Genomic DNA, 17,609 nt, shown 5'->3' on the forward strand with positions numbered 1-17,609 from the left:
GATGAGACGCAACTCTACATCACCGGGTATTTTACGCCTGCCGCTGTTCTTGTTAATATGGGGTATTGCATCCCTGGCGATGTGGGTGCCTGCCGTACACGCTGTGGTTTTGAATGACCACCCGACGTCTCAGAGCTTTTTCTATTCAGGCGTTGTTGGACTGGTGTTTGTGACGCTCATTGGGATTTCACTTGGAAACCGCGTGCCACGCTACGGTATGCTGGGCCAATTGCTGTCCATGCTTGCTACCTTTGCAGTATTGCCACTGTACCTTGCGGTACCGACCTATGATGCTTTGCAAAATACCACTTACCTGAATGCCTATTTTGATATGGTCAGTGCCATTACGACGACCGGGGCGGATGTTTTCGCAGACCCCGGTCGCTTGCCTGATAGTGTACATCTGTGGCGGGCTCAAGTGGGCTGGCTAGGCGGACTGTTGATGTGGATTGCGGCGTCCTCTGTGCTGGCGCCCTTGTCACTTGGCGGGTTTGAAGTCACTGCGCGGGGGGAGCCGGGACGGGGTGCAACCACGCCTGCCCACATGCAGCGCGGTGATCCAAGACGTCAGTTGGTGATGGTGACCAAGGCACTGGTTCCAATTTACGCTGGTTTGACGTTGGCCTTGTGGATTTTGCTGATGATGACAGGCGAGAAAAGCCTGACAGGGTTGAGCCACGCCATGTCCGTGATGGCAACATCTGGTATTTCGGCCGTAGGCGGCGTGGAGAACGCCAATAGTGGCCTGGCAGGCGAGATGGTGATGTTCTTATTCATGTTCTTTGCGCTGTCGCGCCTGACTTTCTCAGCTGATACAGCAGTATCTGGCTACGTTCGGTTGGACAAAGATCCGGAATTCCGCATTGGCATGATCCTAGTCATCGGAGTGCCATTGTTGCTGTTCCTGCGTCACTGGTTGGCGGCCTTGGAAGTCAGTGCATCGGAAAACCTTCCACAAGCCCTTCATTCGCTTTGGGGGGCAATGTTTACGGTGATGTCATTCTTGACGACGACCGGGTTTGAAAGCTCAGATTGGCAAGCCGCGCAACAATGGTCGGGTTTGGGCACATCTGGATTGATCCTTTTGGGCTTGGCGCTTGTTGGTGGCGGCGTTGCAACAACGGCAGGCGGCGTAAAGCTGCTAAGGGTTTATGCCCTGTATCTGAATGGCATGAGAGAAATGGAGCGTCTGGTACATCCTTCGTCCGTCAGTGGCGAAGGAGCTGGAAATAAACGGCTTCAAAAAGACGGTGCCTTTGTGGCTTGGGTCTTTTTCATGCTGTTTGCGCTGTCTCTGGCTGTTATCAGCAGCAGTTTGGCGGCACTGGGATCTGATTTCGAACAGGCATTGGTTCTTGCCATTGCAGCGCTCTCCACAACGGGACCTCTCATCGACTTTGCTGGCGAAACACCGATCAGTCTGGCGTTGCTGGCTCCGTCGGCCAAATTGGTCCTGTGTTTCGCGATGGTATTGGGACGACTAGAAACTTTGGCAATTATCGCATTATTGACACCTAACCTCTGGCGTAATTGAGTGCTTCTAGGTAACACGGCAGTATTGTCCAATGATTTATGGTTGGAAACGCAGAAATTCTGTGTCCATACTACTATTATAAGAGTCGCGCTGGTCCGCAGTGTGCAACAAGAACAAAAGCGAGAACAAACTATGGCTTCGGATCGACAGAACCTTCAGGATGCATTCCTGAATCATGTACGTAAGACTAAGGTTCCAGTTACAATTTTCCTGATCAACGGTGTGAAGTTACAGGGTGTAATAACCTGGTTCGATAACTTTTGTGTGCTGCTACGTCGGGATGGTCAGTCGCAACTGGTTTACAAGCACGCGATCTCTACGATCATGCCATCTCAACCTATCAGCCTTTATGAGGGTGAAGACGCCTCTTGATGGAGCATGACGAGATCCGGACCCGCGCTTGGGTGCTGCATCCGGATATTAAATCAAATAGCAAGCGCCGCCCAGCGGAGCCTGCATTAAATGAAGGCGTGGCGCTGGCCGAGGCGCTTCCTGATCTGGATGTGATCGGGTCGAACGTGGTGCGCTTGCCCAAAGCGCATTCTGGACATCTGTTCGGCAAAGGCAAGATTGAAGAGCTTAAGGCGATTTTCAAGTCCGAGGATATTGACCTCGTACTGATCGATGGCTCGGTCTCACCTGTTCAGCAACGAAACTTGGAAAAAACCTGGGACGTCAAATTGCTGGACCGGACTGGGTTGATCCTCGAGATTTTCTCGGATCGTGCCCGGACCCGCGAAGGGGTGTTGCAGGTTGAAATGGCTGCGCTGTCTTACCAACGGACCCGACTGGTCCGGGCTTGGACGCACTTGGAACGTCAGCGAGGCGGTTTGGGCTTTGTCGGTGGACCGGGGGAAACCCAGATCGAATCCGACCGTCGAGCAATTGATGATCAGTTGGTGCGCCTGCGTCGCCAGTTGGATAAAGTCGTCAAGACCCGTTCTCTTCACCGCGAAGCGCGTGCTAGAGTGCCCTATCCAATTGTTGCATTGGTAGGTTATACCAATGCCGGGAAATCGACATTGTTCAATCGTTTGACCGGTGCGGATGTCATGGTCAAGGACATGTTGTTCGCAACACTGGACCCGACCATGCGCCGGGTCGAGCTAGAAGATGGGCCAGAAATAATTCTGTCTGACACGGTTGGTTTCATTTCTGACCTGCCGACAGAATTGGTGGCTTCATTTCGGGCGACGCTAGAGGAAGTTCTTGGTGCTGATCTGATCGTGCATGTTCGAGACATCAGCCATGACGACACCCATAATCAGGCCGCAGACGTCAAAAATATTCTCACATCGTTGGGTGTCGATGAAAATCGGGCACAAATTGAAGTGTGGAATAAACTTGACCAGCTGCCTGAAGATGAGGCTGAGGCGCGGCGTCAACGTGCGTTGAACGAAGACGATATTCACGCGATTTCTGCGCTAAGCGGAGAAGGTCTGCCGGAGCTTATGCGCGATATTGGCGTGATCTTGCAGGGTGTTCGCCTAAATGAGACGCTTACCCTTGGGTTTTCGCAAGGCAAACAGCGAGCATGGCTGTTTTCTGAGGACTTGGTCCAAGGTGAAACCCAAACCGAGGATGGGTTTGAAATCAAGGTCATGTGGACTGAGCGGCAGAAGTCCCAGTTTAATTCTCTATAATACGATTCGAGATGAGCTTTAATTTTTCAGCTCATCTCGTTTTACGCTTCGGAAATAAGAGACATTAACGCGGTTGAATTCGGGTGATGCCCACTGCTGCAGCCCGCGCCAGTTCAGTATCCAAAGACATCGGGATATATTCACCACGGCGCCAAAGCTGTGCCATGTCATCGTAATAGCGCGACAGAAAATGCCCGGATTGACCGGTCGAGGTGATAAACACCGAACTGTCCGGGTCTGAAAAATCATAAACCCCCCGATACCCAGCGGCATGTACGTTTTCAAAAGGATTGGGGCCTTCACCAGAGCTGAGCCCACGCTGCAGGGTATTGTCACCACCACTGGTGGATTGGCGGATATTCACAAAGAATCGCAGCAAAGGAACGTCACCGAGGATCTCATGGTCTTGAGTGGCTTGGTGGGCATCCCCCCAACGCAATGCCTCGAGTGCGGGTCCATACCGCTCAGTGATCCAGACCAAAGCATCGTCAAGCGCCAACTGTGCTACCCCAGTACAGGTTTCAACAGGGGCACTTTGGCGGACATCGCACCAAGCGGCCGCACCATCAACATTGCGATATACCCGCTCGATAAACAGTGGTTCGACCTGATAGAATTCACCGGCCATCGGTCCCAATTCATCGATTATAAGGCGTTTTTGCAAAGCACTCAGCCAGGCCGCATAGATAAGCGGCTCTGGCAAATGCTCGTTCATTTCACCATTCCACTCCGACAGCAGCCTAAGCGCGACTTGCCGTTGCTGCTCGGGTGAACCATCGGGAGCGGCGCTGGAAGTATACCACAAATCAGCGCCGATAAGGGGCAGGATGGTACGCGCGGTATAGGATACAGCATCCAGTTGGGCCTCTATGAAACTGTCGCGGGTGTGCACCTGACGGGTTTGCATCAGTTTTTGCCAGCGGCGAACGCGTTGGGTATCACCCCAATTATAAGAGACATGATTGGGAAAGGGACGCTGCAGAAGTTTGTTATTGGTGTTGCCCAATATGCCGCCACGAGGATTAATAAACTGAGGATTTGCAGCGTATGGCGCGCGACCCTGCCAGCGATTTTCGCGCCGCCATCCCTGATTAGGCAATCTGCCCTGGTTTTGATTGCGAGCGTCACGTTGTGGAATCGCGCCAACGGTTTTCAAGGCAATGCTGGTCTGATCCGCCAGAACCAGGTTTTGTGACGGCGCGATGTAATGCTCGCCGGTCGCAATTGCGTCCTGTACAGTCTGGCTTCGCATTAAATTGATCGCGGCTGTCATCGAGGTATCTACCGGGCTGAGCGCGGTCCAGCTAAGACTGGCGACATGACCAGGTGGAGTTACAGTTGATAAGCCATTCATGGACCCCGGCATTACGGGGCCGTTTTCGCTCCAACGCAGTGTCAGGGTCAACGGTTTAGCATTTTTAATCTGGATGATAGAGGGCCGTGACTTAAAACGCTTATATCCACTTGGAGTTAGGTATTCCTCGTGGTTTTCAGGGTTCAGTTTTTCAATGAAAAGGTCCTGATCGTCTACATATGATGCGGTGGTCCCCCAACCCATGTTCTCGGAGCGGCCGGCTATAATGGCTGGAATACCGGGCATGGTGGCACCGATTACTCCTCCGGTGGCCAATTCAAGCCGGGCCAGATACCAAAGCGTCGGAGCGCTTAATTCCATATGCGGGTCATTGGCCAGAAGTGTTCCACCGGCGGCGGACCGGTTCGGCATGGCAGCCCAAACGTTAGAGGCCCCAGCTGACCCGCGATTGGGAAATGGTGATAAGGCTGTAGACGGCATATCTGCGGCTTCTGCGTATCGTTTCAGACCGGGAAACAGTTCGGTATATTCGGGCAATGCGGTCACACCGTTGCCTGGAGCATCTGGAAGAATGTCGATCAGCCGCGCGGCATCATCCAGTATCAGTGTCACCCGTGCCCGCAAAACTTCGTTTTGCATTTGGTCCGACTGTTTCAGCGCCAGGAGTTTCATCAAGGCGATGCTATCGGCCGGCTGCCATGGGGCAATGGGAGCGTTAAACAGGAACATTTCTGGCGCACCCCGGCCCAGAGCACTGTCATTGATCTCACCCAGCCTGGCGTTAACCCCGGCGGAATAGGCAAGAAGGGCAGCCTGGGTCCCTGCATCTTGTTCACTAACGGATTGCTGCGCCAGCCGATACAGATCCAGGCGTCGCAGAAAGCTGTCGACATCAACCGTACGATTGCCAAACACTTCGGACAGACGCCCCTGCACGGTGCGCCTCAGGACCGTCATTTGCCACAGTCGATCCTGAGCATGTGCATAGCCCAGCCCAAAGAACACATCTTCGTCGCTGGCGCCAAAACTTCCGAAGATATGCGGCACATTTGCGTTGTCCCGGACAATCTCAACAGGGGCGGACACGCCGGGCAGGGCGATGTCTTTATCGTATTCAGGCAGCGATTGGGAGGCTAGAAAGTAGATCAGCCCGGTGCCCAGAACCAACATGAGAATCAACGCTGCGGCTACTCTCATGAGCCATCGGAATAGAAGTCCCATGTATGGTTGGTTCCTTGGGTATTGTTCATTCAAAAGTCGAAGGCGATTGAACCTTTCGACACTGCTGCTACGGTCGCGCCAACATAGGCTAAGTCGGATCAGGGGGAAAGCAGATGGCGAATATAGCATTTTTAGGTTTGGGAGTAATGGGGTACCCGATGGCCGGGCATCTTCAGGCTGCCGGACATCATGTAACGGTGTATAACCGTACAGCTGCAAAGGCCAAGGCCTGGAGCCAGGAACATGGGGGTGCCCATGCCGCAACACCGCGTGAAGCAGCGACTGGGGCTGATTTTGTAATGGCTTGCGTTGGCAACGACGATGATTTGCGCGCGGTATGTCAGGGCGCGGACGGAGCGTTTGCAGGTATGGCGCAGGACACTGTGTTTGTTGATCACACAACGGTGTCGGCCAAAGTGACGCGGGAACTGTATACGGTAGCGCATGCAGCCGGTGTTGCCTTTATAGATGCGCCGATTTCGGGCGGCCAGGCCGGGGCCGAGAATGGTGTTTTGTCGGTGATGTGCGGTGGAGACGAAGCTGCATATGGCCGGGCTGTTCCGATTGTCGACGCCTATTCGCGGATTTGCCGCCGCATCGGGGCCAGCGGTGCAGGTCAGATGACAAAGATGTGCAATCAGATTGCCATTGCAGGCTTGGTGCAGGGATTAAGTGAAGCAATGCATTTTGCAGAGAAAGCGGAACTGGACAGCCGAGCCGTTGTCGAAGTCATCAGTCAGGGCGCTGCTGGCAGTTGGCAAATGTCGAACCGCTATGAAACTATGATTGAAGATCACTTTGAGCATGGCTTTGCCGTGGACTGGATGCGCAAAGATCTGGGAATCTGTCTGGACGCGGCAAATGAAACCGGTGCCAGTTTGCCAGTGACGGCTTTGGTTGATCAGTTCTATAAAGAGGTGCAAAAACAAGGTGGCGGACGCTGGGATACGTCAAGCCTGCTTAAGCGACTGCGGCTTCTAGGTTGAAATCATTGTGAAAATGCAAAACGCGCCGGTTCTGGCGCGTTTTTGTTGGTCAAACTTCTGGTTTATCAGGGGATGATACGAGTGTATTTTGACCCTTCAAGGGTAGCCCCGACCTGAAGACCAGCCTGTCCAAAAATGGCGGCCAATATCGGTGAGGTCAGTGTATTTGTGTCGGTTGCCAAAGTATCGCCTTGGTCACGGATGACGTAGCCAATATCGGCGCCAGCTGTCCAGCCAGTTGCACGCCGGAACGAGCTTAGGGCATCTTGGGTCATGAAGAACAATACGTGGGAATATTGCTGAGCGCCAATTTGCAGACCTGCGTTGGCTTTAACCGTGGAATAGTAGTCGACGGTAGCGCCATTGATACGTAATGCGCCCCGGCCATAGCCAGCCCCGAAGATGAATCCAGCTTCGGTCACCAGCGGCATCACCAGCATTCCAGTGGATTTTTCTACTAGTGTTTGGGTATTGGGGTGTAAGTTTCGCATTTGAGACAACGTGGCATCAACGCGGGCGTCAATGGTCGATGCTCCGCTGCTGCCAACGCCATTCCCGCAGGCCGCCGTCAGTCCGGTGGTCGCTATGGCGCCTAGGGCGAAACCGCGACGAGTCAGCCTTGTTGAAATTATATTAGTCATTGAGTTCACTGCCTGTAATTGCTCGATCAAGGCCGGTTGATCCGGCTCTGGTTGGTCTTATAGGTGTTTTTCGGCCGAATGTCATCAATGGGTATCAAATGATGCGCGGCTTCTTGCTGGACGCATCACAGTATACAAGCATGGATTAAAGGCGCGAAAACTTTCAGGTATTGAGTATCCGTGCGACTTCGGGTGCGAAATACGTCAGAATACCGTCACAGCCGGCCCGTTTGAAGGCCATCAGGTTTTCCAACATCACTTTTTCGCCATCAATCCAGCCATTCAGTGCAGCAGCCTGGATCATCGCGTATTCGCCTGAAACCTGATAGGCAAAGGTGGGCACACCAAAATTGGTTTTGACCCGGTGGCAGATGTCGAGATAGGCAATGCCCGGTTTGACCATCACCATATCTGCGCCCTCAATCAGGTCGCGCTGTACCAGCCGCATTGCCTCGTCACCATTGGCAGGGTCCATCTGATATGTTTTCTTGTCTCCCGACAGCGCACCCGAAGCACCAACAGCGTCACGGAAAGGGCCATAGTAGCCGGATGCATATTTGGCCGAGTAAGACAGGATCATCACATTACTGTGGCCCGCTTTCTCCAAAGCCTGGCGCATGGCGCCAATACGGCCGTCCATCATATCTGACGGACCAATGATATCTGCGCCTGCTTCAGCCTGGGCCAGCGTCATTTTCACCAGAGCTTCAACAGTGGCGTCGTTGACGATCTCGCCATCCACCACAAATCCGTCGTGGCCATTGATATTATAGGGATCCAGCGCCACATCCGTCATGACAGCAATATTTGGCGCCGCAGATTTGATCGCACGGACCGCTTGATTTGTGAGGTTGTCAGGGCTCCAGGCTTCGGCGCAGTCTTCCGTCTTCAGGCTGGCGTCCGTATATGGAAAGATGCAAATCGACGGAATGCCCAGCGCTTGAGCTTCGATGGCTGCGGCAGCGATTTTGTCAACGGACCGTCGCATGACACCGGGCATCGACGCAATTGGCTCTTCAATACCTGTGCCGTCGCGGACAAAAACAGGCCAGATCAAATCGCCGACACTTAGCGTATTTTCGCGCACCAGATCCCGGATCGCCGGTGTTGCACGGGTTCGGCGCAGGCGTGCGGCTGGAAAGGAGGCAACGGTCGGCGTCATAGAATTTCTCCTGAAGTGGCTGAGAATTTGTTGGCACAGTTCCGGACAGGTTCACAAGGGCACAAACGTCGCGGTTGTGGGTTTATTGTCGCCAGACCTTGTGCCGCCGGGCGGGGCAGTGGATATATGCCCGAACTTGACATTGCCAAGCGCAGGGAGCGGCAATTTGGAATTACTTGATACTTTGGTTGAACTGATCGACATGCGGTCCTTTTCCAACCTTTGGTTCTGGATTGCCTTGGCCGTCGTCTGGTCAAGTGCAAGTCATTGGGTGCTTGGGGTGCCTATTGACCTGGTTTATCGGGCCGGCCGCAATGGCGGACAAGCGGAACTGGACCTGGAAGACTTGGTTCGCGTGAACGTGAACCGGATGTTGTATATTGTGCAGGTTTCCGGTGCCTGGTTGCTTGGATTTGTGTGTTTTATTTTGTCCGGATTACTGGTTCTCGGAGTGGTTTATGATGTTGAATTTGCACAGGCGGTATTTCTGTTGCTCTTTCCACTGGCTCTGGTCGGATGCGTCAGTTTGGCGACTGCAAACAAGATCGCACGGGATCATGTGATGGGGGAGGGACTGCGGAAACTACTGGTCCGTTGTCGCATATACATTCAGATGATCGGTACTATTGCTATCTTTGTGACGGCGATGTGGGGGATGTATCAGAACCTGAAATATGGTTTTCTCGGCTAAGCGTGAAGCTGTTTGATTTTCGGTGAAGGAGAGGCGCGAATGGCGCAGCGTATGATGACCATGGGCGGTGCGCCTGAGGGGTTTGACGCCCGTCTTGTCCTCAACGAGGTGCAAAAGTCGGGTGGACCGGTTCTGCATGTGGCACGTGATGACAAACGCATGGAGGCGATGCGGGCGGCGCTGGCATTTTATAGCCCCGACATGCCAGTCATTATCTTTCCTGGCTGGGATTGTTTACCCTATGACCGAGTGTCGCCCAATGCTGATATCGCCGCTGCGCGGATGGCGACGCTGGCGGCACTGGTACACCAAATGCCCAAAGCCTTTGTGTTGCTCACCACCTTGAATGCGGCGACCCAACGTGTACCGGGACGAGATGTACTACAAGAGGCCGCTTTTTCGGCACAGGTAGACCGACGCATTGACGAAAAAGCACTTCGTAATTTTCTGGTCAGAATGGGCTATACCCAAAGCCCAACAGTGATGGAACCGGGTGACTATGCGATCCGGGGAGGCATCATCGATGTCTTTCCTCCTGGAGAAAGCGGCCCCATAAGGTTGGATCTGTTTGGCGATGTGTTGGACGGCGCGCGGCGGTTTGACCCGGCTAGCCAACGGACCATCGAAAAACTGGACCTGGTCGAATTGGCGCCTGTGTCCGAAGTTATTCTGGACGAGACCGCGATCACGCGGTTCAGGCAGAATTACCGCATAGAATTCGGAGCTGCCGGCACCGATGATCCGCTTTACGAAGCGGTAAGTGCAGGCCGCAAACATCAGGGCATCGAACATTGGCTGCCGTTCTTTCATGCCAAACTTGAAACGCTGTTTGATTTTCTGCCCCAAGCGACAATAACTCTAGATCACCAGGTGACTCCTGCCAGGTTGGCACGCTGGGACACAATCGAAGACCAGTTTGAGAACCGCAAGATTGCGATGCAGGCCAAAGGTCGGATCGATACGGTATATAAGCCAACACCACCCGGTTTATTATATCTGGACGATACGGCTTGGGAGCAGGCCGTAGGTGCGCATCGTGTAATCCAGCTGCACCCGTTACCGCAGGCCAATGGTCCTGGGGTGGTTGATGCTGGCGGCCGTATCGGACGCAATTTCGCGCCTGAGCGGCAAATGGAAAGTGTTAGCCTTTTCAGCTCACTGTCTGATCATATTAAAGTTAAACTGCAAGATGGACCGGTGGTTGTCGCTTCTTATTCAGAAGGCGCGCGCGAACGATTGACGGGGCTGATAGAAGACGAAGGCCTCAGCGAAGTTATTTCGATATCAAATGGCACCCGGCTTGGAAAATCGGGGCTGTATCTGGCCGTATGGGCCTTGGAACATGGGTTCGTCACCCCGGACATGACCGTTATTTCCGAGCAGGACGTGCTGGGTGATCGATTGATCCGGGCGCCACGCAAACGCCGCAAAGCTGAAAACTTCCTGACCGAAACCCAATCTCTTGGTGCAGGGGATTTGGTGGTGCATGTTGATCACGGCATCGGCCGCTTCCTTGGGTTAGAGGTCATCACAGCGGCTGGCGCTGCACATGAATGCATTCTGTTGCAATATGCCGAGGACGCACGACTGTATTTGCCGGTCGAAAACATCGAACTTCTGTCGAAATATGGTCACGATGAAGGCCTGTTGGATCGGCTGGGCGGCGGTGCCTGGCAGGCCAAGAAAGCCAAACTGAAAGAGCGCATCCGTGAGATGGCTGACAGGTTGATCCGCGTTGCTGCCGAGCGAGCATTGCGTAAGGCACCAGTTCTGGATCTACCTCCGGGCAGTTGGGATACTTTTTCGGCGCGCTTCCCTTATCAGGAAACCGACGATCAGTTGCGGGCCATAGGCGAAGTCATCGACGATTTGACTTCGGGCCAGCCAATGGATCGATTGATCTGTGGGGATGTCGGATTTGGTAAGACTGAGGTGGCTATGCGAGCTGCCTTTGTTGCTGCAATGTCCGGTGTGCAGGTCGCTATTGTTGCTCCAACCACTTTGCTGGCGCGACAGCACTATGCCAGCTTTGCCGAACGGTTTCGTGGTTTTCCGCTGGAAGTCAGGCAATTGTCTCGCTTTGTTAGTGCAAAGGATGCACAAAGCACACGAGATGGGATGGCACGAGGCACTGTGGATATTGTCATCGGCACGCATGCTTTGCTGGCAAAAAACATACGGTTCAGGGACTTGGGCCTGTTGATCATTGACGAAGAGCAGCATTTTGGTGTGGGTCACAAAGAACGCCTGAAACAAATGCGCACTGACATTCACGTGCTAACACTGACGGCGACGCCAATCCCACGTACCTTGCAGCTCTCCCTGTCAGGGGTGCGGGATCTGTCTATCATTGGCACCCCTCCAGTGGACCGCCTGGCGATCCGCACCTATGTCAGCGAATTCGATACCGTCACCATTCGCGAAGCACTACTGCGGGAACATTATCGCGGTGGGCAAAGTTTCTACGTGGTTCCCAGAGTCAGCGATCTGCCGGATATCGAGGCCTTTCTCAAAGAACAAATGCCCGAACTGACCTATGTGATTGCCCATGGCCAATTGGCGGCCGGTGACTTGGATGAGCGCATGAATGCGTTTTACGACGGGAAATACGACCTGCTGCTGGCCACCACAATTGTTGAAAGCGGTCTGGATATTCCAACGGCGAATACGATGGTGGTGCACCGGGCGGATATGTTCGGGCTGTCGCAACTGTACCAGATCCGTGGCCGGGTGGGACGTTCCAAAACCCGCGCCTATGCCTATTTGACAACCAAACCCCGCGCCAAGTTGACTGCTGCCGCCGAGAAACGACTGCGGGTTTTGGGGTCGCTCGACACACTGGGGGCCGGCTTTACCTTGGCCTCACAAGACCTTGATATCAGGGGGGCTGGCAACCTTCTGGGAGAGGAACAATCCGGACAGATGCGCGATGTTGGCTATGAGTTGTACCAATCGATGCTGCAAGAGGCGATTGCCAAGATCCAATCCGGTGAAATGGAAGGTCTGTCAGAGGCTGATGATCAATGGGCACCGCAAATCAATCTTGGCGTGCCCGTGCTGATCCCCGAGGCTTTCGTGCCGGATCTTGATGTGAGATTGGGTCTGTACCGCCGCCTGTCTTCGTTGACCAGCAAAGTTGAATTAGAGGGTTTTGCGGCAGAATTGATTGACCGCTTTGGCAAACTTCCGAAAGAGGTCAATACGCTGATGCTGGTGGTACGGATCAAGGCGATGTGCAAACGGGCTGGCATTGCCAAACTGGATGGAGGACCCAAAGGTGCCACGATCCAGTTCCATAACGACAAATTTGCCTCGCCGACTGGATTGGTTGAGTTTATTCAATCTCAGGATGGGCTTGCCAAAGTCAAAGATAACAAGATTGTCGTGCGGCGTGACTGGCGTAGCGACGGGGACAAAATCAAAGGTGCTTTTGCAATTGCCCGAGAACTGGCTGAAAAGGTAGTTGCAGCCAAAAAGAAGACGAAAAAATCCGCCTAAAAAGGGGCGGTCTTCTTTATGGTCAGAACTCGGTTCGGTACCCGACGCCGATAGAGCATTCATCAAAAAAGCCACTCTGTTGTGACAGAGTGGCTTTTTTGCTTGGGGTTTTGGAGTGGATTATTCTGCGGGCATCTGTGCTTCGACCCTACCCATGCGGAGCATGAGTAGAAATGCCGTGCTAATCATAGTCAAAATCCCCACGCTAAGTGGCAGCAGAGACCCGTCAAAGAGAAGTCCGATCGGGGCCGCTATGATCGCGCCAAACACGGTGGAGATCGCTCCTATGACCGAGGCCGCCATTCCGGCGATGTGACCCATCGGTTCCATTGCCATTGCGTTCAGGTTACCCAATGTCATGCCAACCATGAAAAACAAAGTGGTTTGCCAGGCGACAAATATGGCGAACTGTACTGTGTCAGGTAAGGCGATATTGCTGAGAACAAGCACGGCTGTTGAAAATATAATTTGGCTGGCCAGTGACCAGGTCACCATCCGGCGCATCCCGACTTTGACCACGACGATTGCGTTTAACATACTGGCGCTGCCAGAAATTAGAGCAACCAAACCAAACCAAAATGGAAAGCTATCTGCGCGTCCAAAGATTGTATCATAGACTGGCTGGACCATCGTGAGCATGGTCAAAAGTGAACCCATGCAAAGGGTTTGGACCAAAATGGATAGGCGTACAGTTGGATGTGCAAACATCTCTCGGCCTGCTTTCATCAGGAGCGGTATCTTAAAGGCACGGCGATTTTCAGGTGCGAGCGTCTCGGGAAGGCGGAGAATGGTCCAGATTACCACGATAATTAGAAAGAGTGAGATAGCGATGAAAATTGCGCGCCAGCCAGCGATTGAGATAATGCCAAGGCCCAGCAAAGGGGCAAAAGCCGGTACCAGAGTGAAGATCATCATGGCGATGGACAACACGCGCGCCATTTCACGGCCTGAAAACAGGTCCCGGACAATGGCAATTGCAACGACTCGTGGACCTGCAGCCCCAAGCCCCATGATGACCCGGGTGATCAATAGCAGCTCAAGCGACGAACTTGCCCAGGCTGCGGCTGCGGACAAAACATAAACTGTGGCGCCGACAAGAATTACGGGTTTGCGTCCAAAAGCGTCAGACAGGGGACCGGTAAAAAAGGTCCCTATGCCAAGCCCAAACATAAAGGCTGTTAGAATAAGTTGTGCACGGTTGATGTCATTGGGACTTAGGGCTGCTCCGATTTCCGGTAGAGCAGGCAGCATTGCATCGATCGAGAATGCAATTGTTGCAAACATCATTGCGACTAACGCAGTAAGTTCGGCCTTTGACATTTTACTTTTGACGGGGTTGGACATTGCTTACCTCAAGCGGCACAAAACGTGCAAAATGTGATCGGATCCAATACGGGAGCTATTTGAGCGGCGCTATCATATTAGCAACCGGTCAGCCATATGCTTGCTTGCACATTGGTCTGTGCATGGATGTCGAAAAAAGTGGGGGGCGCTGCCCCCTCTTGTTGCCATGCTTGGCAACAATTCACCCCCGGGATATTTGGAGCCAGATGAAGCGGATCACAATTGTATTCTGTTTTGAGGTAGAAAGTGCATTCGCCAAGTGGCTGAGCAATTTTTGTACTGGACCGCAATCATTGGTCTAACCGGGGTTAACCTGTTCCATGATTTCACCGATCACTTTGAGCCAGAGTTCAGGCGGTTGAGCACCCGGGACAGCATGTTTATTGTCGACAATAAACGTGGGAACAGAGGTCACGCCCATCTGACGACTATGGGCATCGCGAGATTTGATGTCGTCAATATCGTTGTCAGTTGCGAGAAGTTTTTGCACTACAGCGGCATCCATGCCGATGCTATCCGCAATATCGCCAAGAACTTCGGCATTGCCGATGTCGCGGGCATCGACAAAATAGGCATGAAACAAAGCATCAACGGCCGCTGTCTGTTTGCTTTCGATTCCGGCCCAATGAATCAGACGGTGTGCATCCAATGTATTTGGCGTACGCTTCATGGCTTCAAAATTGATCTGCAATCCGGCATTTTGGGCGTGTTCAACGATCGGAGCGTAGACCTTTACTGCGGCCTCTTTTCCGCCAAACTTTCCTTCCAGATAGGCGCGTCGATCCATGCCTTCGGCAGGCATGTCGGGGTTCAGTTGAAAGGGGTGCCATTCAATGACGAATGGATGGTCCGGGATCTGTGCCAGCGCCTTATCCAGATTGTTTTTCCCAATGTAACACCAGGGGCAAATGGGATCTGAGATGATGTCAAGTTTAACGGTCATGTGAGGATGAAACCTTGTAGAAAGTAGGCAGAGCGCGCCGCAGTAGTTTACCGTTGGCGCCGAGCGGCAGGGATGGCAGGTGGATATAGACGCGGGGTTGCTTGTAACGTGCCAGGTGAGCATTGGCAAAAGACTGCAGAGCGTCGTCGTTCAATTTTGTGGGAGCGGTATAGAAGGCGCCAATGACAAATGTGCCTGGCTTAATCTCGACAGTTGCTGCGCCGATCTGGGTGATGTCGGGATGTTGAGACAGTGCAGATTCCACCTCGAGTGGCGAGACACGAAAACCTCCTGCATTCATCATGTCATCGTTGCGTCCAAGGTATGTAATCTGTCCATCCTCGGTCAGTTTGCCCAGATCACCTGTCAAAAACCAATCACCCTGAAATTTGGCAGCGGTTTCGTCGGGATCATTCAGATAGCACAGCATAAGCCCCGGATCCGAGCGGTGTATTGCAATAATGCCTTCATCACCAAGGGGAACGGGCCCGTCCTCACCAATAATTGCAACGCGTCGCCCGGGTTGCGGTTGGCCTAAACTGTGATTTTGCGCGGGGCGGCTTGGACTGGACGATATGAATGTCGAGCACTCAGACATGCCATATGCTTCGAACAGCTCGGTTCCGGTGGCTTTGGTCCAGGCCTGATGCAAATCAGTGGATAGTTTTTCTCCGGCGCTAAGCCCATGTCGCAAAGTAGGCAAGTCCAGCCGTGACTTCCCCTTTAGGGCTTTGCGGTATACCCCGGGCGCGGCCGCAAAAATACTGGCCTTATGGGTGCGGAGCAAATTTGGCAGATCAGCAAGATCTGTGTCCGCAGATGGGATCAAGGCCGTCGCGCCGATGGTCCAGGGATCCATCAGACCTGTTCCCAAAGTATAGGTCCAATTGAACGCGCCAGCATGTAGCAGCCGGTCATCCGCTTTTAGATCGTACCAACCGGCGACCATCATCTGCCGCGCCCAAATGGCTCGGTGCGCATGCGCTACTGCACGCGGAAATCCGCCGGTACCTGAGGTAAAGACGATATAGGCTAATCGTTCGGGGTCGCCGAGGTTGAATTCGCAAGGGGGGAGGTCGCGCATCTTGATAAGTGAGTCGGTGGTGATTTGATGTACATGCGGTCCACAGTCTACCTGTGGGTCACGTAGAACCGCAGCCGGTGACAGCTCGGTGATCATTTTGGCAGTGTCGGCTGTGGTCAACTGGGAAGAGGTCGGAACCGGAATAAGACCGGCTGCAATGGCTCCAAGATAGGCGATGGGAAATTCAACCGTATTGCCCAATCGCATTAAAACGATGTCGCCTGGTTTCAGACCGGTTTGCAATAACCCTGTCCCGGTGCCCCGCACCGCATTTTCTAAGGCGCGGTAGGTCCAGGTTTTAGCCTTTGTGCCAGAGATAATGGACAGGGCTGGTTTATCAGGGGTCAGTGGCGCATGGCGCAGCACATGCGCCGCCAGATTGAACGGTGCAGGGCAGGGTTTGAATGGACCTTGGTCAAAGATAGACAACATGCAACTTGGCTATCGCGGGTGGTGGCGCGTTGCAAGCAGCCGGGGGGCAGCCTATAGAGATAGCATGACAAATAAAGATCCAAAATCGTTGATTACCATTGCCCGAAGCTCTGGTGACCAGAGTGAAGCAGAACCGTTAGATCTGGGTATGCGGGTGCGTGAATTACGCAAGGCACGCGACTGGACATTGGAACATGCCGCTAATCAGGCTGGATTGGCCCGGTCGACCTTGTCGAAGATCGAAAATGGCCAAATGTCACCCACTTACGATGCGCTAAAGAAGTTGGCGATTGGGCTGCAAATCTCTGTTCCACAGCTTTTTACACCTCCACAACGGGATCAGGTCAACGGTCGTTTGGCCGTGACAAAGACCGGTGAAGGGGCAGCCCATGCCACCACGACCTATGAGCACGAATTGTTGGCTGACAGTCTATCGCGCAAACAAATGCTGCCGTATCGCGCCCGGGTTCGGGCCCGTTCGATGGATGAGTTCGATGGCTGGGTCCGTCACGATGGAGAAGAGTTTTTGTATGTGCTTACTGGCGTAGTCAAGCTTTACACTGAATTCTACGAGCCGATTGAGATGCGGCGCGGTGATAGTGCGTATTATGACGCCGCTATGGGTCACAATGTTATTTCGTCCAGCGACGAGGATGCGACTATTTTGTGGGTCACGTCGTTGGCCTGAGCAGATAATGGGGAAAGGTCAGCCTTCAACCTCATACAGCAAGCCTTCAATGAAAAGGAAATCATCTACCTCTTCACGGGCTTCTGTCAGGGTAAGTTGGTGTGTTTTGGCAAGATGCGCAATAAAGGCCTCGCGGTCTTGCAATAGGGATGGCACCAGATCCGGATGCAGATAGGGAAATCGGTTTTTCATCCGCGGTAGGCTGGCGGCCCTGACATTCGTTGAACGTAAAGCTGTCATAGCCGCTCCTCTCACCGGGCAACAACGGGTCTCTTACTGGTTTAGTGTACTTAATAATGTCACCGAAAGATACAGTCGGACGGTGAACCAACATCTGCGGCTGGTGAGCGAAAGTGGAGGCAAAATGTGCCATTGGAAAATAACGGGTGAAAATTGTCTATATGCGCTGGTGTAAGACAACTTTTCT

14 protein-coding genes are annotated in these 17,609 nt (G+C 53.3%); 7 read left to right on the top strand and 7 right to left on the bottom strand.

Annotation, left to right across the window (positions count from 1 at the left end; all coding sequences use genetic code 11):
• Position 1 precedes the first annotated feature (1 nt).
• From EBB79_RS09980 to hflX, 3 genes are all read left to right on the top strand, one after another.
• Complete coding sequence (locus EBB79_RS09980; protein ID WP_127748751.1) at positions 2–1,534, top strand: TrkH family potassium uptake protein; 1,533 nt, start codon at positions 2–4, stop codon at positions 1,532–1,534.
• A 132-nt stretch (positions 1,535–1,666) separates the two neighbouring features.
• Positions 1,667–1,906: an RNA chaperone Hfq gene (gene hfq / locus EBB79_RS09985; protein ID WP_007119530.1), complete on the top strand. Its 240-nt coding sequence runs from the start codon at positions 1,667–1,669 to the stop codon at positions 1,904–1,906.
• Entirely contained in the window at positions 1,906–3,177 is a 1,272-nt protein-coding gene (gene hflX / locus EBB79_RS09990) for a GTPase HflX (RefSeq protein ID WP_127748752.1), read from the top strand. Before hfq ends, hflX begins: the two co-directional genes overlap by 1 nt.
• Before the next feature lie 64 nt (positions 3,178–3,241).
• On the opposite strand, the gene EBB79_RS09995 is transcribed toward hflX, so the two are convergent.
• A complete protein-coding gene (locus EBB79_RS09995; protein ID WP_127748753.1) occupies positions 3,242–5,713 on the bottom strand; it encodes a penicillin acylase family protein in 2,472 nt (823 codons plus the stop codon).
• A gap of 113 nt (positions 5,714–5,826) precedes the next feature.
• On the opposite strand from EBB79_RS09995, the gene EBB79_RS10000 reads away from it, so the two are divergent.
• Positions 5,827–6,699, top strand: coding sequence for an NAD(P)-dependent oxidoreductase (locus EBB79_RS10000; protein WP_127748754.1), 873 nt, complete (start codon positions 5,827–5,829; stop codon positions 6,697–6,699).
• Between the two features lie 65 nt (positions 6,700–6,764).
• Here EBB79_RS10000 and EBB79_RS10005 read toward each other — a convergent pair whose 3' ends face one another.
• The gene (locus EBB79_RS10005; RefSeq protein WP_127748755.1) at positions 6,765–7,340 is read right to left on the bottom strand and encodes a lipid-binding SYLF domain-containing protein; all 576 of its coding nucleotides are present in this window, start codon (positions 7,338–7,340) and stop codon (positions 6,765–6,767) included.
• A gap of 163 nt (positions 7,341–7,503) precedes the next feature.
• A complete protein-coding gene (gene hemB, locus EBB79_RS10010) occupies positions 7,504–8,502 on the bottom strand; it encodes a porphobilinogen synthase (RefSeq protein WP_127748756.1) in 999 nt (332 codons plus the stop codon).
• A gap of 166 nt (positions 8,503–8,668) precedes the next feature.
• Between hemB and EBB79_RS10015 the strand changes: the two genes are divergently transcribed.
• Positions 8,669–9,193, top strand: coding sequence for a component of SufBCD complex (locus EBB79_RS10015; RefSeq protein ID WP_127748757.1), 525 nt, complete (start codon positions 8,669–8,671; stop codon positions 9,191–9,193).
• A 39-nt stretch (positions 9,194–9,232) separates the two neighbouring features.
• Positions 9,233–12,691, top strand: coding sequence for a transcription-repair coupling factor (mfd, locus tag EBB79_RS10020; protein ID WP_127748758.1), 3,459 nt, complete (start codon positions 9,233–9,235; stop codon positions 12,689–12,691).
• A gap of 120 nt (positions 12,692–12,811) precedes the next feature.
• Here the strand turns inward: mfd and EBB79_RS10025 are convergent, their stop codons facing one another.
• The 3 genes from EBB79_RS10025 to EBB79_RS10035 form a co-directional block, all read right to left on the bottom strand.
• Positions 12,812–14,035 carry a multidrug effflux MFS transporter gene (locus tag EBB79_RS10025; protein WP_238705050.1) on the bottom strand — a complete coding sequence of 408 codons (1,224 nt, stop codon included), beginning with the start codon at positions 14,033–14,035 and terminating at the stop codon, positions 12,812–12,814.
• Between the two features lie 298 nt (positions 14,036–14,333).
• The gene (locus tag EBB79_RS10030; protein WP_127748759.1) at positions 14,334–14,978 is read right to left on the bottom strand and encodes a DsbA family oxidoreductase; all 645 of its coding nucleotides are present in this window, start codon (positions 14,976–14,978) and stop codon (positions 14,334–14,336) included.
• Positions 14,968–16,494 carry a class I adenylate-forming enzyme family protein gene (locus EBB79_RS10035; protein WP_127748760.1) on the bottom strand — a complete coding sequence of 509 codons (1,527 nt, stop codon included), beginning with the start codon at positions 16,492–16,494 and terminating at the stop codon, positions 14,968–14,970. Before EBB79_RS10035 ends, EBB79_RS10030 begins: the two co-directional genes overlap by 11 nt.
• A gap of 64 nt (positions 16,495–16,558) precedes the next feature.
• Between EBB79_RS10035 and EBB79_RS10040 the strand changes: the two genes are divergently transcribed.
• Positions 16,559–17,182, top strand: coding sequence for a helix-turn-helix domain-containing protein (locus EBB79_RS10040; RefSeq protein WP_127748761.1), 624 nt, complete (start codon positions 16,559–16,561; stop codon positions 17,180–17,182).
• 18 nt (positions 17,183–17,200) lie between these two features.
• Here EBB79_RS10040 and EBB79_RS10045 read toward each other — a convergent pair whose 3' ends face one another.
• Positions 17,201–17,422, bottom strand: coding sequence for a hypothetical protein (locus EBB79_RS10045; protein ID WP_127748762.1), 222 nt, complete (start codon positions 17,420–17,422; stop codon positions 17,201–17,203).
• Between the last annotated feature and the right edge of the window lie 187 nt (positions 17,423–17,609).

It is taken from the genome of Parasedimentitalea marina (genome assembly GCF_004006175.1).
GTDB classification, from domain to species: domain Bacteria; phylum Pseudomonadota; class Alphaproteobacteria; order Rhodobacterales; family Rhodobacteraceae; genus Parasedimentitalea; species Parasedimentitalea marina.